Annotated in this window: 16 protein-coding genes; 7 read left to right on the top strand and 9 right to left on the bottom strand. The window is 62.4% G+C overall.

The genetic code is table 11. The features are described from left to right. Positions 1-70 precede the first annotated feature (70 nt). From iolB to QCE58_RS10650, 7 genes are all read right to left on the bottom strand, one after another. The gene (gene iolB / locus QCE58_RS10680; protein ID WP_250502251.1) at positions 71-883 is read right to left on the bottom strand and encodes a 5-deoxy-glucuronate isomerase; all 813 of its coding nucleotides are present in this window, start codon (positions 881-883) and stop codon (positions 71-73) included. Beyond that, entirely contained in the window at positions 880-1,785 is a 906-nt protein-coding gene (iolE, locus tag QCE58_RS10675; RefSeq protein WP_250434926.1) for a myo-inosose-2 dehydratase, read from the bottom strand. Before iolE ends, iolB begins: the two co-directional genes overlap by 4 nt. Before the next feature lie 682 nt (positions 1,786-2,467). Continuing rightward, the gene (iolD, locus tag QCE58_RS10670; RefSeq protein WP_250521213.1) at positions 2,468-4,351 is read right to left on the bottom strand and encodes a 3D-(3,5/4)-trihydroxycyclohexane-1,2-dione acylhydrolase (decyclizing); all 1,884 of its coding nucleotides are present in this window, start codon (positions 4,349-4,351) and stop codon (positions 2,468-2,470) included. Further along, positions 4,348-6,339, bottom strand: coding sequence for a bifunctional 5-dehydro-2-deoxygluconokinase/5-dehydro-2-deoxyphosphogluconate aldolase (iolC, locus tag QCE58_RS10665; protein ID WP_250521212.1), 1,992 nt, complete (start codon positions 6,337-6,339; stop codon positions 4,348-4,350). The genes iolD and iolC overlap by 4 nt, the downstream gene beginning before the upstream one ends. A gap of 13 nt (positions 6,340-6,352) precedes the next feature. After that, on the bottom strand, positions 6,353-7,138 hold the full coding sequence (locus QCE58_RS10660; protein ID WP_008341966.1) for an ATP-binding cassette domain-containing protein: 786 nt from the start codon (positions 7,136-7,138) through the stop codon (positions 6,353-6,355). A gap of 14 nt (positions 7,139-7,152) precedes the next feature. Beyond that, a complete protein-coding gene (locus QCE58_RS10655) occupies positions 7,153-8,319 on the bottom strand; it encodes an ABC transporter permease (protein WP_008341964.1) in 1,167 nt (388 codons plus the stop codon). Between the two features lie 142 nt (positions 8,320-8,461). Next, positions 8,462-9,514: a sugar ABC transporter substrate-binding protein gene (locus QCE58_RS10650; protein ID WP_008341961.1), complete on the bottom strand. Its 1,053-nt coding sequence runs from the start codon at positions 9,512-9,514 to the stop codon at positions 8,462-8,464. A gap of 200 nt (positions 9,515-9,714) precedes the next feature. Between QCE58_RS10650 and QCE58_RS10645 the strand changes: the two genes are divergently transcribed. The 4 genes from QCE58_RS10645 (at position 9,715) to QCE58_RS10630 (ending at position 12,892) form a co-directional block, all read left to right on the top strand. Continuing rightward, positions 9,715-10,593: a MurR/RpiR family transcriptional regulator gene (locus QCE58_RS10645; protein WP_008341959.1), complete on the top strand. Its 879-nt coding sequence runs from the start codon at positions 9,715-9,717 to the stop codon at positions 10,591-10,593. Then, positions 10,583-11,587, top strand: a complete 1,005-nt coding sequence (gene iolG / locus QCE58_RS10640) for an inositol 2-dehydrogenase (protein WP_008341957.1) — start codon at positions 10,583-10,585, stop codon at positions 11,585-11,587. The genes QCE58_RS10645 and iolG overlap by 11 nt, the downstream gene beginning before the upstream one ends. Further along, on the top strand, positions 11,584-12,600 hold the full coding sequence (locus QCE58_RS10635) for a Gfo/Idh/MocA family oxidoreductase (protein ID WP_034473020.1): 1,017 nt from the start codon (positions 11,584-11,586) through the stop codon (positions 12,598-12,600). Before iolG ends, QCE58_RS10635 begins: the two co-directional genes overlap by 4 nt. Positions 12,601-12,664: 64 nt before the next feature. Continuing rightward, entirely contained in the window at positions 12,665-12,892 is a 228-nt protein-coding gene (locus QCE58_RS10630) for a sulfurtransferase TusA family protein (protein WP_008341954.1), read from the top strand. Between the two features lie 88 nt (positions 12,893-12,980). On the opposite strand, the gene galU is transcribed toward QCE58_RS10630, so the two are convergent. Next, positions 12,981-13,862, bottom strand: coding sequence for a UTP--glucose-1-phosphate uridylyltransferase GalU (gene galU / locus QCE58_RS10625; protein WP_008341953.1), 882 nt, complete (start codon positions 13,860-13,862; stop codon positions 12,981-12,983). A gap of 78 nt (positions 13,863-13,940) precedes the next feature. Beyond that, the gene (locus QCE58_RS10620; protein WP_250521211.1) at positions 13,941-16,808 is read right to left on the bottom strand and encodes a valine--tRNA ligase; all 2,868 of its coding nucleotides are present in this window, start codon (positions 16,806-16,808) and stop codon (positions 13,941-13,943) included. 215 nt (positions 16,809-17,023) lie between these two features. On the opposite strand from QCE58_RS10620, the gene QCE58_RS10615 reads away from it, so the two are divergent. The 3 genes from QCE58_RS10615 (at position 17,024) to QCE58_RS10605 (ending at position 21,440) form a co-directional block, all read left to right on the top strand. Next, complete coding sequence (locus tag QCE58_RS10615) at positions 17,024-18,232, top strand: hypothetical protein (RefSeq protein ID WP_250521210.1); 1,209 nt, start codon at positions 17,024-17,026, stop codon at positions 18,230-18,232. Positions 18,233-18,318: 86 nt separating this feature from the next. Next, on the top strand, positions 18,319-20,685 hold the full coding sequence (locus tag QCE58_RS10610; RefSeq protein WP_008341949.1) for a UvrD-helicase domain-containing protein: 2,367 nt from the start codon (positions 18,319-18,321) through the stop codon (positions 20,683-20,685). Continuing rightward, positions 20,682-21,440 carry a 5'-methylthioadenosine/adenosylhomocysteine nucleosidase gene (locus QCE58_RS10605; RefSeq protein ID WP_244807447.1) on the top strand — a complete coding sequence of 253 codons (759 nt, stop codon included), beginning with the start codon at positions 20,682-20,684 and terminating at the stop codon, positions 21,438-21,440. The genes QCE58_RS10610 and QCE58_RS10605 overlap by 4 nt, the downstream gene beginning before the upstream one ends. Positions 21,441-21,451 lie beyond the last annotated feature (11 nt).

Here is a 21,451-nt window from a genome sequence, read left to right as displayed (position 1 = left end):
ATGATCTTCGATCCCTGGAACGCGTAGTGCAGCGAATGCCGCGACATGCGGCATTCGCCTTCCCGCTCGCTTAACCCTGCGCCTTGCTATCCCTCTCCACGATCCACTCATGCTTCGGATCGTTCTTGAAGTGCCACGTCCGCTTGTCGCCGGCCATCACGTTCAGATAGTAGTTATCGTAGCCATACGGCACGACCACCGGATGATACCCACGCGGCACCATGACGACATCGTGATCCTCGACGGCCATCGTTTCATCGAGATCGCGTTCATCGGTATAAACGCGCTGAAACGCGAATCCTTGCGGCGGATTCAGTCGATGGTAATACGTCTCTTCGAGCGAGCTTTCGACGGGCACATTGTCCTGATCGTGCTTGTGCGGCGGATAGCTCGACGCATGTCCGCCCGGCGTGCGCACTTCCACGACCAGCAACGACTCGGCATCTTCCGTTTGCGGAAGAATGTCGCACACGTAGCGCGTATTCGCGTTCTTGCCGCGCGTCGAGCGCTTCATCTGCGATGGCTCGATGAGACGCGGCGGAAACTCGCCCTTCGCGGGCGCGCTCGCGACGCCGATCTGCGCATCGCGTTCCGCACGCACGATGGCGGCCAGCTTCGGCGGCACGTAGACGGCATACGGCGCGGCGTCTTCGAACACGCTGTCGCGCGAGCCGACCGACTGATAATGCTCGTCGCCCGCTTCGACGCTCACCGTGCCCGTCAACACGACGATGCAGCTTTCGCGATCCGCGTCGTAGACATGCACGACATCGCCCGCATTCAGGCGATACGCCGCGAAGCCGACGTGCTTCCAGCCGGCGGAATCGGGCGTGACGCGCGCGATGGTTTGTCCTTCGCGCGATGCTTTCACTAGCAGGCTCATGCTGCCTCCTTGAATGTTGCGTCGACGAGCGTACGCAGCGTGCGATAGCCCTTGTCGGCGTATGCGTAGCTCGGCGCGATCACCGGATCCTGTTCCGCTTCCACGACGAGCCAGCCTTCGTAATCATGCTTCGCGAGACACGCGATGATGCCCGGATAGTCGACGCAGCCATCGCCGGGCACGGAGAACGCACCGTTGATGACCGCATCGAGAAAGCTCCAGTTGCGATTGCGCGCGAGCTTCACGATTTCGGGGCGCACGTCTTTGCAGTGGACGTGGCATACACGAGCGATGTGCTTTTGCAGCACGCTCAGGGCATCGCCGCCCGCGAACGTGATGTGTCCCGCGTCGAACAGCAGGCCGACCGAATCGTTGGTGAGCGCCATGAGGCGGTCGACGTCGGCGGGCGTTTCGACATACGCGCCCATGTGATGATGATAGGCGACGCGCACGCCGCGCGAGAGGGTGTATTCGGCGAAGCGGTTCAGGCGGTCTGCGTACCCGGTCCATTGCGCATCCGAGAAAAAGCGCGGACGTTGATAGAGCGGTTTTGGCGCGCCCTGGATCGAGTTGGCGACCTCGCCGTAGACCATTACGGTCGCGCCGTTTTGCGCGAGCAGGTCGAGATGGGGGCCCGCGGCTTCGATTTCTTCTTCTGCGCTGCGTTCTGCGAGTCGGCCCGAGTACCAGCCTGAGACTAGCGCTAGCTCGTACTGCGCGAGCAAGGCTTTTAGCGCTTGCGGTTCGCGAGGGAACTTGTTGCCTAGCTCGAAGCCTTCATAGCCGATCTGTTTTCCTTCCGTCAGGGCGGTGGAGAGAGGTGTCTCGCCGCCGAGCGAAGGCAGGTCGTCGTTCATCCATGACAATGGATTGATGCCGATGCGTATCTTTTTCAAAGGCATGATGTTGGGTTCTCCTTTTTGCTTTTTGCTTTCGCTTTCGCCGGATCCCGGTTTCTTAGTGGTCTATTAGCACTGCCCCTGTGCGGGGCGGCAGTCACCTTCTTTGCTGCTGCAAAGAAAGTAACCAAAGAAAGCAGCTTCCGATACGCCCGCGGTCACACGCAATTTGGGTAGTCCTCTCGTCCATCGTGGGCTGCCTAAGGAGTGCCCTCATAGGCCCCATCGGGATTGGATCGCGCACGGTCTGCCACCTCGCACCACACACCAAACTGGTTCAGCACCAAATAGCTCCAGCCCGCTTCGCGGCCGACCGGTCAATCGGGGCCGCGCGTGCTTCTCTACTAACGTCTCCATCTCACTGCAATCGCCGCCCTTGGGTTTCCCTTGCAGACCCGGCGGCAGCGCGCAGCGCTGTGCCGAAGCTCTTTCGTGCTGAACCAGTGTCCTCAGCGTTTTCGGGCGGCGGACCGTGCGCGAGCCAAGCCCGATTAGGTGTTTGAGGGCACTCTTTAGGCGAGTGCCGCCTGGGACGAGAGAACTACCCAAATTGCGTGTGACCGCGGGCCGTGACGAGCTGCTTTCTTTGGTTACTTTCTTTGCAGCAGCAAAGAAAGTGACTGCCGCCCCGCACAGGGGCAACGCCAATAGACCGACGCGATCACAGGCTTCCATAGAAGCTCAATCAAACACTACGAGCTTTGACGGCCTGCTCATAGGCCTCACGCGCAACGACGACAGCCGCGCGATCCGACACTTCAGGAACGGCGACTTCCCACCACCATCCACCTTCCTCGGTAGTCCTCGAAGGATCCGTATCGATAGAGATGAGATAACTGCGATCCGCCGCCCGCGCGCGCTTCATCGCGACGATAAGCTCATCGATGCTGGAAACATGCTCCGCCAAAGCCCCGAGCGACCGCGCATGCATCGCGAAATCGATCTCCGGCGCCCCAAGCGCGCCCTGCTTGCAATCATCGATGAGATTGTTGAACGGCGCCCCGCCACAAGCCTGCTGCAAGCGATTGATGCACCCGAACCCGCGATTGTCGAGCAACACCACGATCAACTTCGCGCCGAGCATCACCGACGTAGCGAGCTCGCTATTCATCATCAGATACGAGCCGTCGCCGACAATCACGATCACTTCGCGCTCGGGCCGCGCGAGCTTCACGCCCAGTCCGCCCGCGACTTCATAGCCCATGCACGAATAGCCGTATTCGACGTGATAACCGCCCGGCGCGCTGGTGCGCCAGAGCTTCTGCAAATCCGCGGGCAAAGTGCCCGCAGCACACACGACGATATCGTTGGCTGAAGAAGCATCGTCCGAGCGCTGCACCGCGCCGATCACATCGGCTTCGCGCGGCAGCTTGCCATCCGCGACGGGCGTGTTCGTCACATGCGCCACGGTCTCGCGCCATTCATTCGCAAGCCGATGCCCGCGCGTCGTCCATTGCGGCGATGCGTGCCAGTCGCCGAGCGCTTCGGACAACGCTTCCAGCGCGGCACGCGCATCCGCCTGCACGGCGAGCGCGTTCTGCTTGAGCGCATCGAACGGATTCGCATTGACCGCGACAAGCCGCGCCTGCGTGAATAGCGTGTTCGATCCGGTCGTGAAATCCTGCAGACGCGTGCCGATAGCAAGCACGCAATCGCTCGCATGCGCGAGTTCGTTCGCAGCGGTGCCGCCCGTCACGCCGATACCGCCGACGTTCAACGCATCGTCCCAGGCGAGCGCGCCTTTGCCCGCCTGCGTCTCCGCGACGGGCACGCCATGCCTGTGCGCGAACGTGCGCAACGCATCGGTCGCGAGCCCGTACAGCACGCCGCCACCCGATACGATCAACGGCTCGCGCGCTTCACGCAGCATCGCGGCGGCGCGTTCGATCTCGCGCGGAATCGGTGCCGGCGCATGAAACTCGACGGCGCGCGGCTCGAAGAACGAAGCAGGGTAGTCGTACGCCATCGCCTGCACGTCCTGCGGCAACGCGAGCGTGACCGGGCCGCATTGCGCCGCATCGGTGAGCACGCGTATCGCGCGCGGCAATGCGCTCAACAATTGCGCGGGATGCACGATGCGATCGAAGTAACGCGATACCGCCTTCAACGCATCGTTAGCGGAGACGCCGCCATCGTGACCATCCTCCACTTGCTGCAACACCGGATCGGGCGCGCGCGACACGAAGATATCGCCCGGCAACAGCAGTACCGGCAAGCGGTTCACATGCGCGAGCGCGGCCGCCGTCACGAGATTGGTCGCGCCCGGACCGATCGACGTCGTCACCGCCATCATGCGCCGCCGCATATGCGCCTTCGCATACGCGATCGCGCCATGCGCCATCGCCTGCTCGTTGTGCGCGCGATACGTCGGCAATTCATCGCGATGCCGATACAACGCCTCGCCCATGCCCGCGACATTGCCATGCCCGAAGATCGCGAACACGCCGCCGAAAAGCGGCTCGCCGTGTCCGGTGCGAAGCGCCGCGAGATAGCGCACGAGCGCTTGCGCGGCGGTCAGTCGAATGGTCGAACTCACTGCGGTCTCCGATTGCGTTGCACGCTGGTTCATGCGGCTTGCTCCTGTGTCACTCGAAGTTCTGCGCCCAAAGACGAACGCGCCTCGCGCCATGCATCGATCAGCGCTTCGAACGTGCGTCGCACGCGCGCGATCAATTCGCGGTCGTCGATCTCATTGGCGAGCCACGCATGACTCGGCTCATGAAAAATCGTGCGCCCGACGGTGAAGCCCTTGCACGTCTTCGAGGATGCCGCCGCTGCGAAGCCTTCACGCAGCTGATCGACGCCCGCCGACAAGCCCAGCAACACGACGCCACGGCAATACGGATCGCGCTGCGCGATCAGCGCATCGATGGCTTGCCATTGCTTCGCGCTCATCGGTTCGAGCTTCCACCATTCCGGATAGATGCCGAGGTTATAAAGGCGCTTCAACGCGCGACACACGGTGTCGTCTTCAATCGGTGGCCCGTTTTTCGGCACGATCACTTCGAGCAGCAGTTCGTTGCCGCTTGCCTGAACGGCATCGTAGAGCGCGCGCAACTGCGCTTCCTGTTCGAGACGCACGTCATGCGGATGATCGGGGTGATATTGCACGAGACACTTCGCGACCTGCTCGCGCGGCCACTGCACGAGCGTCGTGCCGATGGAGCGGCCATGATCGAATTCGAGCGGCATCGAGCCGGGCAATTCGACGGGCCGGCCGATCCACCAGCCGCGTCCCGTCGCCGCGTTCAACGCATCTTGCCCGTAGCGATCGTCGATCAACACGCCAATGCGTCCTTCGAGCGCGAGTTCTTTCTCCGTCTGTGCAACGGCTTCGACGAACAGGTTTTTCAACGTCGAGATGCGCGCTTCGCTCGCGCCCGTTTGCTGCGCGAGATCGAAGAACTGATTGCGATGATCGAACGCGAAGCCGAGCACTTCGTCCCATTGCTTGCGCTTCGGACTTACGCGATGCAGACGCGCGAGCTTTGCATCGCGATCGGGGCGGCGCATGCGCGCGGGGTCTTCCTTCGCCGCGGCGAGAAAGTAATCGAGCTCGGCGGGCGTGGGCATCGCGGGCGCGCAGCCGTGACGCGACACGACGAGCGCGCCGCATGCATTGGCCGTTCGCGCGCAGGCTTCGAGCGGCTCGTCGCGCAGCCATCCCGACAAGAAGCCTGAAGCGAACGCGTCGCCGGCGCCGAGCACGTTGAGCACTTCCACTCCGACGCCGCCATGAACCGGCGCATCGTCGATGGACGACGGCACCGCGCCTTCGATGATCGAACAGCCGAGCGGCCCGCGCTTCACGACGAGCGTCGCGCTCGTGACCTTGCGGACCATCGCGAGCGCATCGATCAGACGGTCCTTGCCGCCCGCGATGCGAAACTCTTCTTCCGTGCCGATGACGAGATCGATCAACGGCAGAATGCGCTGCAAATGCGCGGTGACGCCTTCATTCGCGATGAAGCGCGTCTCGCCATCCGCCTTGCCCGTGAGACCCCACAAGACAGGCCGATAGTCGATGTCGAGAATCGTGCGAACGTCGTTGCTTCGCGCGTAGTCGAGCGCGCGACGGCTCGTGCGGTTCACCTGTTCCGTCGAGAAGTGCGTGCCCGTAATGAGCAGCGCCTTCGATGACGCGATATACGCTTCATCGAAATCGTGTTCGTCGACGGCCATGTCCGCGCAGTTCTCGCGATAGAACACGAGCGGAAACGTGTCGCGGTCTTCGAGGCCGAGCAGCACGAGCGCGGTGAGCCGGTCACGATCGATGCGAACGTGACTCACATCGCAGCCTTCGCGTTCGAGCGTCTCCGTGAGAAAGCGCCCCATGTGATCGTTGCCGACGCGCGCGAGCATCGACGCATTCAGCGCGAGCCGCGCGCAGCCGAACGCGATGTTCGCCGACGAGCCGCCGAGATACTTCGCGAACGTCGATACATCTTCGAGCCGCGCGCCGACATTTTGCGCATAGAGATCGACGGCGAGGCGGCCGAGACACACGATATCGCGCGTGCGATCCGGCGCGAAGCGAGAGGGATTTTGCGTTGGCATGGATTCAATGTCCTCAGATCGTCGCGCCTTCGAGTTCGGTCATCATCTGCTGCATTTCTGCGCCGCCCGCCATCATGTCGAGCACTTCGTTCTTGCTGATGTTGTCCTTGGTGAACGTGCCCATCGAGCGGCCGCGATTGAGCAGCGTGAACGAATCGCCGATCGGATAGGCATGGTGAACGTTGTGCGTGATGAAGATCACCGAGATGCCTTTTTCTCGCGCCTTGTGGATGAGCTTCAACACATTGAAGCTCTGCTTCACGCCGAGCGCGGCGGTCGGTTCGTCGAGGATCAGCACGCGCGCGCCGAAGTGAATCGCGCGGGCAATCGCGAGACATTGCTTCTCGCCGCCGGACATCGTGCCGATCGGCTGATGCGGATCGCGCACATTGATGCCCATTTCGGCGAGCTTGGCGCGCGACGTTTCGGCGGCGAGGTCGAGGTCCATCACGCTGATGCCGAAGCGCTTCTTTTGCGGCTCGCGTCCCATGAAGAAGTTGCGCGCCACCGATAGCAACGGCACGAGCGCGAGATCCTGATACACGGTCGCGATACCGAGATCGAGCGCTTCTTTCGGCGAGTCGAAATGCACGGGGTTGCCATCGACGAGATAGTCGCCGGAAGAGGGCTGATGCACGCCTGCGAGCGTCTTGATGAGTGTCGATTTGCCCGCGCCGTTATCGCCGAGCAGACAATGCACTTCACCGCGTTTGAGCCGCAACGTGACGCCGTTGAGCGCGATCACCTTGCCGAAGAACTTGCTGACGTTTTCGAGCGCGAGGATGTTGTCGTCTTGCATGATCGTTGCTCCTCTCATTGAGCCTGGGACACGCGGCGGCGCACGTAGTGATTGAAGAGCACGGCGATGAGCAGCATCACGCCAAGGAATACGCGGAACCAGTCCGAGCTCACGTTCGTATAAGTGATGCCGATCTGCACGACACCGAAGATCAGGGCACCGAAACATGCGCCGACGACCGATCCGTAGCCGCCCGTCAGCAAGGTGCCGCCGATGACCGCCGCGATGATCGCTTCGAATTCCTTCTGCAAGCCGCGATCCGCCGCCGCCGAGCCGATATCGCACACTTGCAGCACGGCGAAGAGGCACGAGCAGAACGCGGTGAGCACGAAGAGCGATATCTTCACGCGCTTCACCGGCACGCCGACGTTCTTCGCTGCATTCGCATCGCCGCCGACCGCGAGAATCCAGTTGCCGTAGCGCGTCTTGGCGAGCACGAACGCGCCGACCGCCGCGAGCGCGAGCCACCAGATGATGACTTTCGGAATGCCCGGCACGAGCGGCTGGCCGCTGTCGAGCAGCTTGCCGATGCCCATGTGCGCGAGCCAGGTGAACAGGCCGTGAAACGCGACGCCATGAAAGAGCGTGTCGGCGATGGGATCGGCCTGGGCGAGATCGCCGACGCCCGAGATGATGGTGCGGTCCGCGAACATGATCGACAGCGCGAGCGTGAGGCCGCGCAGAATGAACAGGAACGCGAGCGTGACGATGAACGACGGCAGGCGCGTGCGCATGACGAGATAGCCATTCAATGCGCCGAGCAGCATCGACATGACGAACGCGAAGAGAATCGAAAGGGATAGCGGCCAATGAAAATAGACCGCCGGCAACGCGACCATCATGCCCGCGAAGCCGATCATCGAGCCGATGGACAAGTCGAACTCGCCGGCGATCATGAGGAGACACGCGCCGACCGCGAGCAGGCCGAGATAGGCGGCCACTTGCGACCAGTTCATCACGCCGTCGAGGTTGAACATGCCCGACGATCCCGCGCCGAAGCCGAACACGATGAAGACGAGCACGGTGCCGGAAATGGCCGCGAACTCCGGGCGATTCAGCAAATGACCGAACCACGACGTGTGGCGTACGCGCTCATCCGAGGGCTTGGCCTGGTCAGGTGTTTCAGCGTTGTCCTGCTGACGGTTCACGTGAGGAGGGTAGTGTTTGCCGGCTACGCCCATGATGGCTCCTTGAGACTCGATGTCGATGCGGTACCGATGCGCGCGCCCCCGCCGCGTCCGCGAACGGACGCAGCAAGGCGCGCTGAACGTCGATAAAAGCGGGCGGTGCGCGAAGCGCCGCCCGAATCAGGTCACGCCGGGATCAACGATATTGACCCGCGTACTTCACGACCTTGTCGAGATTTTCTTTGGTGATGAAACCCGGGCCCGAACGAATGTTCTTGGGTCCGTACGACGGCTGCAATCCGTAGGTTTCGAGGCGCGCCTTGAACTTCGGATTGGCTTCGAGAAGCTGACGGATCTTCGCCGGATCGGTCGTATGCTCCTTCTTCACGATCGCGAGCACGGCCACCGGGATATAGCCTTGCAGATACGGCTGCTGATCGATCGCGAACTTGATCGTGCCGTCCTTGATGGCCTTCGCGATGTCGTCCGAGAAGTCGAAAGTCACGAAATACACCTTGTTTTGCAGGCCCATTTGCGTGACGGCCTTGAGCGTCGCGGATGCGGGCGTCGGTCCGAGCGTGAGGATCGCGCCCGTATCCGGATGATTGCGCAGATACGCCGATACCTTCGACTGAATCTCGGTCGGGTCTTGTCCCGAATCGATCGTCGATGCCTTGTAGTCGATGCCGAGTGCGTCCGCGAAGCCCTTGCAGCGATCGAACGACACCGTGTTCGTCGCGATGTGATTCACGCAGACGAACGACTTCACGCCCGCGGCCTTCGCCTTCTCGCCGGCCGCCTTGCCCGCCACATATTCCGGCTGGCCGACGTGCATGATCGCGCCCAGTTGCGCGCTCTGTTCCTCGGTGCCCGAGTTGATCGTGACGAGCGGAATCTTCTTCGCCGTGACCTTGTTGATGGCGCTCTTCAGCACATCGAAGTCGGCGATGGTCGTGATGACGCCATCGTAGTTGCGCGCGGCAGCCTGCTCGATCAGGCGCGACATGTCCGCGATATCGCCGTTCGGCGGATTGCGGTAGTCCGTCTGCACGTTGAAGTCTTCGTCGGCCTGCTTGATCGCGTTCTTGATGGTGTTCCACCAGGAATCCGAGTCCGGCGCGTGGCTGATCAGCACGAACTTCGCGTCGGGCGCCGCGTGTGCGGGACTCGCCGCCATCATCGATGCGCTGCACAACGCAGCAGCAGCCACCAGCGCGCGCAGCGCGGCCCGACCGTTGCAAATGGTCATTGTCTCCACCTATCTCGGTTGTTGTTTGGTGTGATGTTTCGCGAGCCGACCCTTCGATGTGCCGTGCTCAGGACCAAGAGTAGGTCAGTTTTCGGTGGCCTGCAATAGAAATTTCATTGGTGCGGCAAATGGAAAATACATTCCAATTTGCTTGCCGTGTTCCTATAATCGGTTCACGACGAACATCGAAAGAGCCTGTGATGGATGAGACCAGCACCGACGTGCAAAGCGTCGACGAACTGATGCAGCGGATCACCGACGCCTACGACTCGCTGCCGCGCCAGCTGAAGAGCGTCGCGACGTATATCGAGCAGCATCGGCCAAGCGTGATGATGGATCGCACGAGCGATATCGCCAACGCGTGCGGCGTGCATGCATCGGCGGTCGTGCGGTTTGCGCAGCGCTTCGGTTTCTCCGGTTTCTCCGACTTGCAGGCCGTGTTCCGGCAGGCGTACACGGGCGCGGGCGGTTCGCAGCAGACGTATCAGCAGCGCATACGCAAGCTCATCGACGAGAAGGCGGGCGATGCGTCCGGCGTGTCGGTCGCGCGCGAGTTCATCGCGGCGAGCCGCACGGGTCTCGACGAGCTCGAAGCCGGTCTCGACGACGCGCAGTTCGAAGCCGCCGTCGAGATGCTTTCGCAGGCGGAGAACATCTACGTGATCGGCGTGCGCCGGTCGTTCGCGGTCGCGAGCTACATCGTCTATGCATTGCAGCACACGAAGAAGCGCGTGCATTTGATCTCGGGCTTCGGCGGCATGTTTCGCGAACAGGTGCGCAGCGTGAAGAAGGGAGACGTGGTGATCGCGATCAGCTTCGCGCCCTACGGCAAGGAGACGCAATATTGCGTGCGCGCCGCGCAGCATCACGGCGCGGCGACGCTCGTCATCACCGATAGCCAGCTTTCGCCGCTCGCGCGTCACGCGAGCGCGAGTCTGTTCGTGAAGGAGGGCAGCGCGTTCGCGTTTCGCTCGCTCACGAGCACCATTTGCCTGTGCCAGGCGTTGTTCATCGCGCTCGCGTACCGGCTCGAGTTGAACGTTGAGGAATCCAAGGAGACAGGTGGCTATGACGATTGATGTGGCGGTGTTTGGGGCGGGGCGCATCGGCAAGATTCACGCGGCCAATCTCGCGCGGCAACCGGGCGTGCGTCTGAAATACGTCGTCGATGTGAATCGCGACGCGGCCGCCGCGCTCGCGAAAGCGCATGGCGCGACCGTCGCCGATGTCGATGGCGCGATGGGCGATGCCTCCGTCGGCGCGACCGTCGTGTGTTCGAGCACGGACACGCACGCGGATCTGATTCTGGCGTCGGCGGCGCAGAAGAAGCATGTGTTCTGCGAGAAGCCCGTCGATCTCACGACCGAGCGTGCGCGCGCGTGCGCCGATGCTGTCGAGAAGGCGGGCGTCGTCTGCATGATCGGCTTTCAGCGCCGCTTCGATCCGACGTTCTCGGCGTTGAAGGCGCGTATCGACGCGGGCGAGATCGGCGATCCGGAAATGCTGATCGTGACGAGCCGCGATCCGGGCGCGCCGCCGGTCGAGTACATCTTGCATTCGGGCGGCATCTTCAAGGACATGCTGATTCACGACTTCGACATCTTCCGCTGGATTCTCGACGACGAAGCCGACACGTTGCACGCGACGGGCAGTTGCTTGAGCGATGCGGCCATCGCCGAAGCGGGCGATATCGATTCGACCGCGGTCACGATCCGCACGAAGCGCGGGCGTCTGTGCCAGATCAATACGGCGCGGCGCGCGGCGTATGGCTACGATCAGCGCTTCGAGCTGCTCGGCAGCGCGGGCATGCTGCAGGCTGGCAATGTGCGGCCGACGGAAGTCACCGCGTACACGTCGGCGTCGGTGTCGAGCGACAAGCCCGAGGCGTTCTTTCTCGAACGTTATCGCGCGGCGTATGCGGCGGAAATCGCGCATTTCTTCGATGCGGTCAGCAACGGCAAACCGGTGCGAACCACCGTCGCCGATGGCCTGAAGGCGCTGGAACTCGCCGAAGCGGCGACCTTGTCGTGGCGCGAGAAGCGCATCGTCAAGCTCGGGGAGAACGTCGCATGAGCGCGGTGCGCTTCGGTATCGCCGGACTGGGGCGGCTCGGGCGCCGGCATGCGGAGAATCTCGCGTGGCGCGTGCCGGGCGCGAAACTCGTCGCGGCGTGCAGTCCGGTTGTGGACGAGCGCGAGTGGGCTTCGTCGAGTCTTCCCGAGTTGTCGCTTTATGCGGATTACGATGAACTGCTCGCCGATGCCTCCGTCGATGCCGTGTGGCTCGTCACGCCGACGTCGCTGCATGCGCGGCAGATCATCGCCGCGTTGCGCGCGGGCAAGCATGTGTTCTGCGAGAAGCCGCTGTCGCTCAATCTCGCCGAATGCGACGCGGTGATCGAAGAGCACGCGCGGCATCCGCATCTGCAAGTGATGATCGGCTTCGTGCGGCGCTTCGATGCGAGCTATCGCGATGCGTTCGATCGCGTCGCGAGCGGCGCGATCGGCCGGCCGTTCATGGTGCGCTCGCAGACCTGCGACAAGAACGATCCCGATGGCTTCTTCGTGCGATTCGCGCCGACATCGGGCGGGCTGTTTCTCGATTGCAGCGTGCACGACATCGATCTTGCGCGCTGGCTGCTCGGCAATCCGCGCGCGAAACGCGTGTATGCGAGCGGAACCATCGCGATTCACGAAGGCTTGCGCGAGTGCAATGACATCGACAATGGCGTGGGCACGATCGAGTTCGATGACGGACGGCTCGCGGTGCTGTATGCGTCGCGGACGATGGCGCATGGGCACGACACGCAGACGGAAGTGATCGGCACGGCGGGCGCGCTGTCGGTGGGACGCAATCCGCGGGCGAATCGCGTGGAAATCGCGGATGCGCAGGGCGTGCGCAATGCCTGCACGCCGACGTTCTTCGAGCGCTTCGAGGATGCGTTTTTGCGCGAGGCGCAGGCGTTCGTCGGGTTGCTTCGGCAAGGGCAGCCGACGGGGCTGACGCTCGACGATGCAAGAGAGGCGACGCGCATTGGTATTGCGATGCGGCAGGCTTATGAGAGTGGGCGGGCGGTGGAGTTTTGACCTCTGCGTTAAAATCGAACCTTCACGAGCGCTCCCCTCACCGGCAAACAAAGGTTCAATCGCGATGGAAGTTCACAAGGAAGTCGACGCGCGCGGGCTCAACTGCCCGTTGCCGATTTTGCGGGCAAAGAAGGCGCTCGCCGACATGACGAGCGGTCAGATTTTGAAAGTGCTCGCGACCGACCCGGGATCGCAACGCGATTTCGCGGCCTTCGCGAAGCAGACCGGCAACGAGATCGTCGAGTCGACCGCACAGGACAAGACGTTCATCTTCCTGATGCGCCGGCGTTGAAGCCAACGAACGCACAAGCAAACGCCCAAAAGCAAAATGCCCGTCACGCAGGTGACGGGCATTTTTTTCAGCCGATCCGGCCAGAAAGTCAGTCTTCGAGAATCGGCGCGCGATTGCGCAGATATTCCTCGAATTCCTGCTTCACTTCCGGATGACGCAGCGCGAACTCGACCGTCGCCTTCAGATAGCCGAGCTTGCTGCCGCAATCGAAGCGCGTGCCCTGATACTTGTACGCGAGCACTTGCTCATCCGACAGCAGCGATTGAATCGCATCCGTCAGTTGCAGTTCTCCGCCCGCGCCCGGCTTCAGCGCGCGAATGTGATCGAAGATGCGCGGCTTCAGCACGTACCGGCCGACTACGCCCAGGTTCGACGGCGCCACGGCGGGTTCCGGCTTTTCGACGATTCCCGACAGCTTGAAGATGTTGTCTTCCCATTCCTTGCCGTCGATGATGCCGTAGGACTTCGAATCCTCCGGCGGGATTTCTTCGACGCCGATCACCGAGCTGTGATAGTGATCGAAGACTTCGATCATCTGCGACATGACGGGCGGCTTGCCGTACAGCAAGTCGTCCGCGAGGATCACGGCGAACGGATTGTCGCCGACGAGCTTCTCCGCGCAGAGCACAGCGTGGCCGAGACCGAGCGCTTCGGCCTGACGCACGTAGAAGCAGTCGACATGGCTCGGCTTGATGCTGCGCACGAGTTCGAGCAGCTTGTCCTTGCCGCGCGCTTCGAGTTCCGCTTCGATCTCATAGGACTTGTCGAAGTGATCTTCGATGGCGCGCTTGCTGCGTCCCGTCACGAAGATCATTTCGGTAATGCCGGCCGCCATTGCTTCTTCGACCGCGTACTGAATCAGCGGCTTGTCGACGACAGGCAGCATTTCCTTCGGGCTGGCCTTGGTCGCGGGAAGGAACCGCGTGCCCAGACCTGCGACGGGGAAAACCGCTTTGGTAACTTTTAGCATGTGATGACCCTGATCCTCTTAATCAATGAAACGTCGAGACAGACGGAGCGGATCGATAAATGATTCGAACCCTCAAATTCAAGCAGGCAGACGCAATAATTGGGCCTGAAGCTTCTCGATAGTGGTTCCGTATTCTGCCAGCCTTTTACGCTCCTGTTCAACGACAGCGGCCGGCGCTTTTGAAACAAAGCTTTCGTTTCCGAGTTTCGCGTTACATTTTGCGATCTCGGCCGTCAGACGGTCCACTTCCTTGGTCAGGCGCTCGCGTTCCGCGGCGATATCGATTTCGACTTTCAACACGAGCTTGCTCGTGCCGACGATCGCGACGGGCGCGCCATGAGCTTCCTTGTCGAGGGCGGCTTCGTCGTCGATGATCTTCACTTCGGAAAGACGCGCGAGGGCAGCGATATACGGTGCGAACGCGGTGAGGCGCGCCGCGTCGCCGTGCGCGAGCAACGGCACCTTCACCGCGGGCGACAGATTCATTTCGCCACGTAGATTACGACATGCATCGATGACACTCTTCAGTTCGGCAGCCCACTGTTCTGACGATTCATCGATCTTTTTCTGCTCGGCGCGCGGATAAGGCTGCGTCATGATCGAGACTTCGCCTTCCTTCGCGCCTTGCGGGAAGGCGTCGGTGAGAGGGGCAACCTTCTGCCACAACGCTTCCGTGATGAAAGGAATGATCGGATGCGCGAGGCGCAGCACCGTTTCGAGCACACGCAAGAGCGTGCGACGCGTCGCCCTCTGCTGCTCGGGCGTGCCGGTCTGGATCTGCACCTTCGCGAGTTCGAGATACCAGTCGCAGTACTCGTCCCACACGAATTTGTAGATCGCGCTCGCGACGTTGTCGAAACGATAGTCCGCGAAACCCTTTTCCACTTCGGCTTCCACGCGCTGAAGCAGCGACACGATCCAGCGATCCGCCTGCGAGTAATCCGTGTAGCCGCCAGGGCCGCAATCGCCTGGCTTGCACGCGCCCGGATTCGCAAAACCGCAATCGTGGCCCTCGCAGTTCATCAGCACGAAACGCGTGGCGTTCCAGAGCTTGTTGCAGAAGTTGCGATAACCCTCGCAGCGCGCGAGATCGAAGTTCACGTTGCGGCCGAGGGTGGCCATCGAGGCCATCGTGAAGCGCAGCGCGTCGGTGCCGAACGACGGAATGCCTTCGGGGAATTCCTTGCGCGTCTTCTTCTCGATCTGCGCGGCGGCCTTCGGATTCATGAGGCCGGTCGTGCGCTTGGCGACGAGCGATTCGAGGTCGATGCCATCGACGATATCGATTGGGTCGAGCGTGTTGCCCTTGCTCTTCGACATCTTCTGGCCTTCGGCGTCGCGCACGAGTCCGTGCACATAGACGGTGTCGAACGGCACCTTGCCGGTGAAATGCGTGGTCATCATCACCATTCTGGCGACCCAGAAGAAGATGATGTCGAAGCCTGTCACGAGCACCGACGACGGCAGGAACGCCTTCAGTTCCTTCGTCTCGTTCGGCCAGCCGAGCGACGAAAACGGCACGAGCGCGGACGAGAACCAGGTGTCGAGCACGTCTTCATCGCGCTTGAGTGCGCCTTTGTAGCCTTGCGCGTCGGCTTCGGCGCGGGCTTCTTCTTCGGTCTTCGCGACGAAAATCTCGCCTTTCTCGCCGTACCACGCGGGAATCTGATGGCCCCACCACAACTGGCGCGAAATGCACCAGTCCTGGATGTTTTCGAGCCACTGATAGTAGGTGGTCGTCCAGTTCTCCGGCACGAACTTGATCTGGCCGTTGCGCACGACATCGAGCGACGTTTCCGTGATCGACTTGCCCGGATTGAACGTGCCTTCGGGCGCCGGCTTGCTCATGGCGACGAACCACTGGTCCGTCAGCATCGGTTCGATGACCACGTTGGTGCGGTCGCCGCGCGGCACCATCAGCTTGTGCGGCTTGACGGATTCGAGCAGGCCGAGCGCTTCGAGATCTTTCACGACGGCTTTGCGCGCGTCGAAGCGATCCATGCCGCGATATTTTTCAGGCGCGTTGTCGTTGATCTTCGCGTCGAGCGTGAGAATTTCGATCTGCGGCAGCTTGTGGCGCTGGCCGACGGCGTAGTCGTTGAAGTCGTGCGCGGGCGTGACTTTGACGACGCCGGTGCCGAATTCGCGATCGACGTATTCATCCGCGATGATCGGGATTTCGCGATCGCATAGCGGCAACGTCACCGTCTTGCCGATCAGATGCTGATAACGCTCGTCTTCCGGATGCACCATCACGGCGGTGTCGCCCAGCATGGTTTCCGGGCGCGTGGTCGCGACCGTCAGATGACCGGAACCGTCCGGCAGCGGATAGTTGATGTGCCACAGGCTGCCGTTTTCTTCTTCGCTCACGACTTCGAGATCGGACACGGCGGTGCCGAGCACCGGGTCCCAGTTCACGAGCCGCTTGCCGCGATAGATCAGCCCTTGTTTATAGAGCGTGACGAACACGTCGCGCACGGCGGCCGACATCTTGTCGTCCATCGTGAAGTATTCGCGCGACCAGTCGATCGATGCGCCCAGACGCCGAACCTGATTCGTGATGGTCGAGCCGGATTGCTGCTTCCACGCCCAGACGCGCTTCAGAAACTCTTCGCGGCCGAGGTCATGGCGCGAGATGCCTTGCGCATCGAGCTGGCGTTCGACGACGATCTGCGTCGCGATGCCCGCGTGGTCCGTGCCCGGCACCCACAGCGTGTTTTCGCCCAGCATGCGGTGATAGCGCGTCAGGCCATCCATGATGGTCTGGTTGAACGCGTGCCCCATGTGCAGCGTGCCGGTGACGTTCGGCGGCGGCAACTGGATGGAGAAATTCTTCGCGCCTTCCTTGAACGTGGGAGCGGCGTATCCGCGCTTTTCCCATTCCGGGCCCCATTGGGACTCGATGTTTTGAGGCTCGAAGCTTTTTGCCAGTGTGTTGTCGCTCATGTCGTCGTTCGTCTAGATCTGAAAGCAGGGAATCCGTCAATTATAGCGGTGCCCACGTGGCCTACTCGTACGGTGCCCGAGTGCCCCGTAAGAGCGATATCTGGAAGTAATTGTCAAAAGCGCGCTCTGTCCCTGTATCGCAAAAAGCCATGGTTCTACGTTGGCGGATTCGCACGCGTGCATCCGGCACGAGTGGCGCAAGAGAAAGGGGCGAGATGACCACAGATCAGGAGTGTCAGAAGGTTAGCGTCGCGGGCATGGTCCGCTTGCAGACCTTGGCAGTGTTGAATAGTTGCCGCTATATCGACGATAAAACGGCCCTGCGGGTGCTAGAGTCGATGGACCAGATGTCGGAGATCGACCTGCGCTTCGATTCCGCGCGCGCGATGCTCGACTGGCTCATTCAAGAAGGTTTCCTGGATGAGCAAGCGGCGGAAGCGGCGGCGGTCCGTTTCGTGGAAACGCTGGAGACGGACAAGGCGCCCGAGGACTTGTTGCAGTACGAGTCGGTCGTCGGGCAGATCGACCCGCGTTTCCGGGCGCCATTCGCGGCGTTCGCCGCGCGCACGCGCAAGAAGGTGAAACGTCGCATGATCGGATGCGCATCGGCGTTTTGCGTGATCTTCGCGGCGGTCGGGGCCTACACCCTCTGGTCGGCAAGCACGCCATCCTGCGCGGCAACCAGCACGAAGGACGCGCTGTTCCGGATCGGCGTCCAATCGAAGACCGATCTCGCCACGAAGCGTCCGGGCCTGTCGCTGAACGATGACCGTGATTTGACGCCACGATTTTCGGATTTCCAGGAAGTGGGCTACGACGATGGCGACAGATCGCGCGGTTGCACAGCGGTCATCAAAGCGGGGGAGGCGACGAGCCCCATAGGCTACGTGATCCGGCCCAGGGAAAAGAATGGTGAGTTCGAAGTGCACACCTATCCGTACGAATACGTCGCCGCGCGCTACAACGAGGCCGGGCTGAACAAGGCGCTGGGCGCCCCGCTCGGCCGCGACGCGATTCGCGCGGCGGTCATCGCGGGAATCAAGGGAATCGACGATCGCGTGGGCAGACGGTCGCCGTCGCATCACAAACCGGTGTACGGGGAAGATGTGCCGAGGACGATGGAAGCGAGGGTCATCGGCGTGCTTCCGGCAGCGGATTGCCGCAGGATCGATGACCATTCCTACGCATGTCCGGTTTTGGTCGACTATAAGGACAATCTGTTGAGCGTTATCGGTGCGATGCCATACGTGCAGCTCAAGGGCGAATTCGTGTTCGAGCGGGATCGGGACGCCTGGAAAGTGGCGAATGGCTTCGATGACAAATTTCTGAACACGCTTGTGAACGGACGTGTGCGAAATACGCTGGGCGCGGACGCGGCCCAGAAAATGCAACAATCCATGGAAAGTAGGCCGTCTGCGCCGTAATCGAGTGTCGGCTGCGATGGGCGACGCGGAAAGTCGTCGAAGAACCGGACATTTATAATGCTCGCTTACCTCGACGCCTCTTTCCCATGCCCGACCTGCTCGCGAATCTGAATCCCGAACAACTCGCCGCCGTGACGCTCCCGGACGAGCCCGCGCTCATTCTCGCGGGCGCCGGCAGCGGCAAGACGCGCGTGCTCATCACGCGCATCGCGTGGCTGATCCAGCAGGGCTACGCGTCGCCGCCGACCGTCCTCGCCGTCACCTTCACGAACAAGGCCGCGCGCGAGATGATGGCGCGCCTGTCCGCGCTGCTGCCCATCGATACGCGCGGCATGTGGATCGGCACGTTTCACGGCTTGTGCAACCGCATGCTGCGCGCGCATTACCGCGACGCCGGCCTGCCGCAGACATTCCAGATTCTCGACACGGCCGACCAGCTGTCCGCGATCAAGCGGCTGATGAAAGGCCTGAACGTCGACGACGAGAAGTATCCGGCGAAGAATCTGCAGTACTTCATCAACAACGCGAAGGAGCAGGGCCTGCGTCCGAAAGACGTCGACGCCACCGATGCGTTCAATCGCAAGTTCGTCGAGCTTTACGAAGCCTACGATCAGCAATGCCAGCGCGAAGGCGTCGTCGATTTTCCCGAACTGCTGCTGCGCTGTTATGAACTCCTCGCGCACAATCCGCCGCTGCGCGCGCATTATCAGGCGCGCTTTCGCAACATTCTCGTCGACGAGTTTCAGGACACGAACAAGCTGCAGTACGCGTGGCTCAAGCTGCTCGCGGGCGAGCACAACGCGATCTTCGCGGTCGGCGACGACGACCAGTCGATCTACGCGTTCCGCGGCGCGAACGTCGGCAACATGCACGATTTCGAGCGCGAATTCCGCGTGCGCAATCTCATCAAGCTGGAGCAGAACTATCGCTCGCACGGCCATATTCTCGATACCGCGAACTATCTGATCGCCAACAACGCCAACCGGCTCGGCAAGAATCTGCGCACCGACGCGGGACACGGCGAGCCGGTGCGCGTCTACGAGGCCGCAACGGATTCGCAGGAAGCGGGCTGGATCGTCGAGGAAATCAAGGCGCTCATCAATACGGGCGTGTCGCGCGGCGAGGTCGCGGTGCTTTATCGCAGCAACGCGCAGTCGCGGACCATCGAACATACGCTCGTGAACGCGGGCATTCCGTATCGCGTGTATGGCGGTCTGCGCTTCTTCGAGCGGCAGGAAGTGAAGCATGCGCTCGCGTATTTGCGTCTCATCGACAATCCGAACGACGATACCGCCTTCGCGCGCGTCGTCAATTTCCCGACGCGCGGGATCGGTGCGCGCTCCATCGAGCAAGTGGCCGACGCGGCGCGTCTCTACAACTGTTCGATGGCCGCCGCCGTGCCGTACGTCACCGGCAAGGCGGGCACGAGCCTCGGCGCATTCGCGACGCTCATCGCGAAAATGCGCGCCGAAACGCAGCAGATGAGCCTGCCGGAAACCGTCGAATACGTCGTGCGCGCGAGCGGTCTCGCCGCGTTCTACGAAACCGAGCGCGAGGGCCAGGATCGGCTCGAGAACTTGCAGGAACTCGTGAATGCGGCGGCGGCGTTCGTCAGCGAGGAAGGCTACGGGCTCGATACGCCCGCGCGCTCCATTCCGCTGCGTCCGGGCGCGTCGGCGTTGCCGGAGATCGTCAGCGAGGACGGCGAGATCGAAGTGCTCGATGCGCCCGGCATCGCCGATCCCGCGCAGAATCCCGACACGATGACGCCGCTCGCCGGCTTCCTGTCGCACGCATCGCTCGAAGCCGGCGACAACCAGGCGCAGGCCGGCCAGGACGCCGTGCAACTGATGACCGTGCACGCGGCCAAGGGCCTCGAATTCACGGCGGTGTTCATCACCGGGCTGGAAGAGGGCTTGTTCCCGCACGAGAACAGCGCGCAGGAATCGGACGGGCTGGAGGAAGAGCGGCGTCTCATGTACGTGGCGATCACGCGCGCGAAAGAGCGGCTTTATCTGTCGTTCGCGCAGAGCCGCATGCTGCACGGCCAGACGCGCTACAACATCCGTTCGCGTTTCTTCGACGAATTGCCCGAAGGCTCGCTGAAGTGGCTCACGCCGAAGATGGAGGCGGGCGCGCGCTGGGGCGGACGCGCCGACAACGCCGGCTGGGGCCGCGACTGGTTTGCGCGTCCCGGACAGGAGCGCGGCGGTTCTTCCGGCTATGCGCGGGATCAGGGCGCCAGCGCGGCATTGCCGTCGTTCGCCAACGAGCAGCGCGCGGCGGAATCCGGCTTCAAGGTCGGCCAGGCCGTGTTCCATACGAAGTTCGGCGAAGGCACCGTGACCGCGCTGGAAGGCTCGGGCGGCGACGCGCGCGCGCAAGTGCGCTTCAAGCGCCACGGCGAAAAGTGGCTCGCGCTGGCCGTGGCGAAACTGCAGGCCGTCGAATGAAGACGAAGCGGCTCGGCATCATGGCGGCGCTGCCGCAGGAACTGGGCGACCTCATCGCGCAGATGCGCTCGGCAGGCGAAGTTCGCACCGTGACGCTCGGCCAGCGCGAGTATTACGTCGGCGACGCGCATGGGCTGCCGGCCGTCGTCACGCTCGCGCGCATCGGCAAGGTGGCGGCGGCCGCGACCGCGAGCGCGCTCATCCATGTGTTCGAAACCGATGCCATCGTCTTCACAGGCGTCGCGGGCGGCGTGCGGGCGGACGTGCAAGTGGGCGATGTCGTCATCGCCGATGCTTTGCTGCAGCATGATCTCGACGCATCGCCGCTCTTTCCGCGCTACGAAGTGCCGCTGCTCGACCGCGCGCGCTTCGAGGCCGATCGCGCGCTTTCCGATGCGCTCGCCGCCGCCGCCGATGCGTTCATCGCCGACGAGGGCGGTACGCTGACGGAGCGCTTCGCCGTCGCCGGGCCGCGCGTGCATCGCGGGCTGATCGTGAGCGGCGATCGCTTCATCGCGAGCCACGACGCGCTCTTCGGCTTGCGCGACGCGCTGCCCGACGCGCTCGCGGTCGAAATGGAAGGCGCGGCCATCGCGCAGGTCTGCTACGAGCACGGCGTGCCGTGCGCGGTCGTGCGGACCATTTCCGATGCAGCGGACGCCGCCGCGCCGCTATCGTTCACCGAATTTCTGACGTCGATCGCCGCGACTTACTCGTCGGGCATTTTGTCGCGCTTTCTCCGCGCTGCCGGCTGATCGAGCGCCGA

This window comes from Caballeronia sp. LZ028 (assembly GCF_031451415.1).
Classification (GTDB): domain Bacteria; phylum Pseudomonadota; class Gammaproteobacteria; order Burkholderiales; family Burkholderiaceae; genus Caballeronia; species Caballeronia zhejiangensis.
Note: the sequence above shows the minus strand (reverse complement) of the source record. Positions and strands in the feature narration are given on the sequence as shown.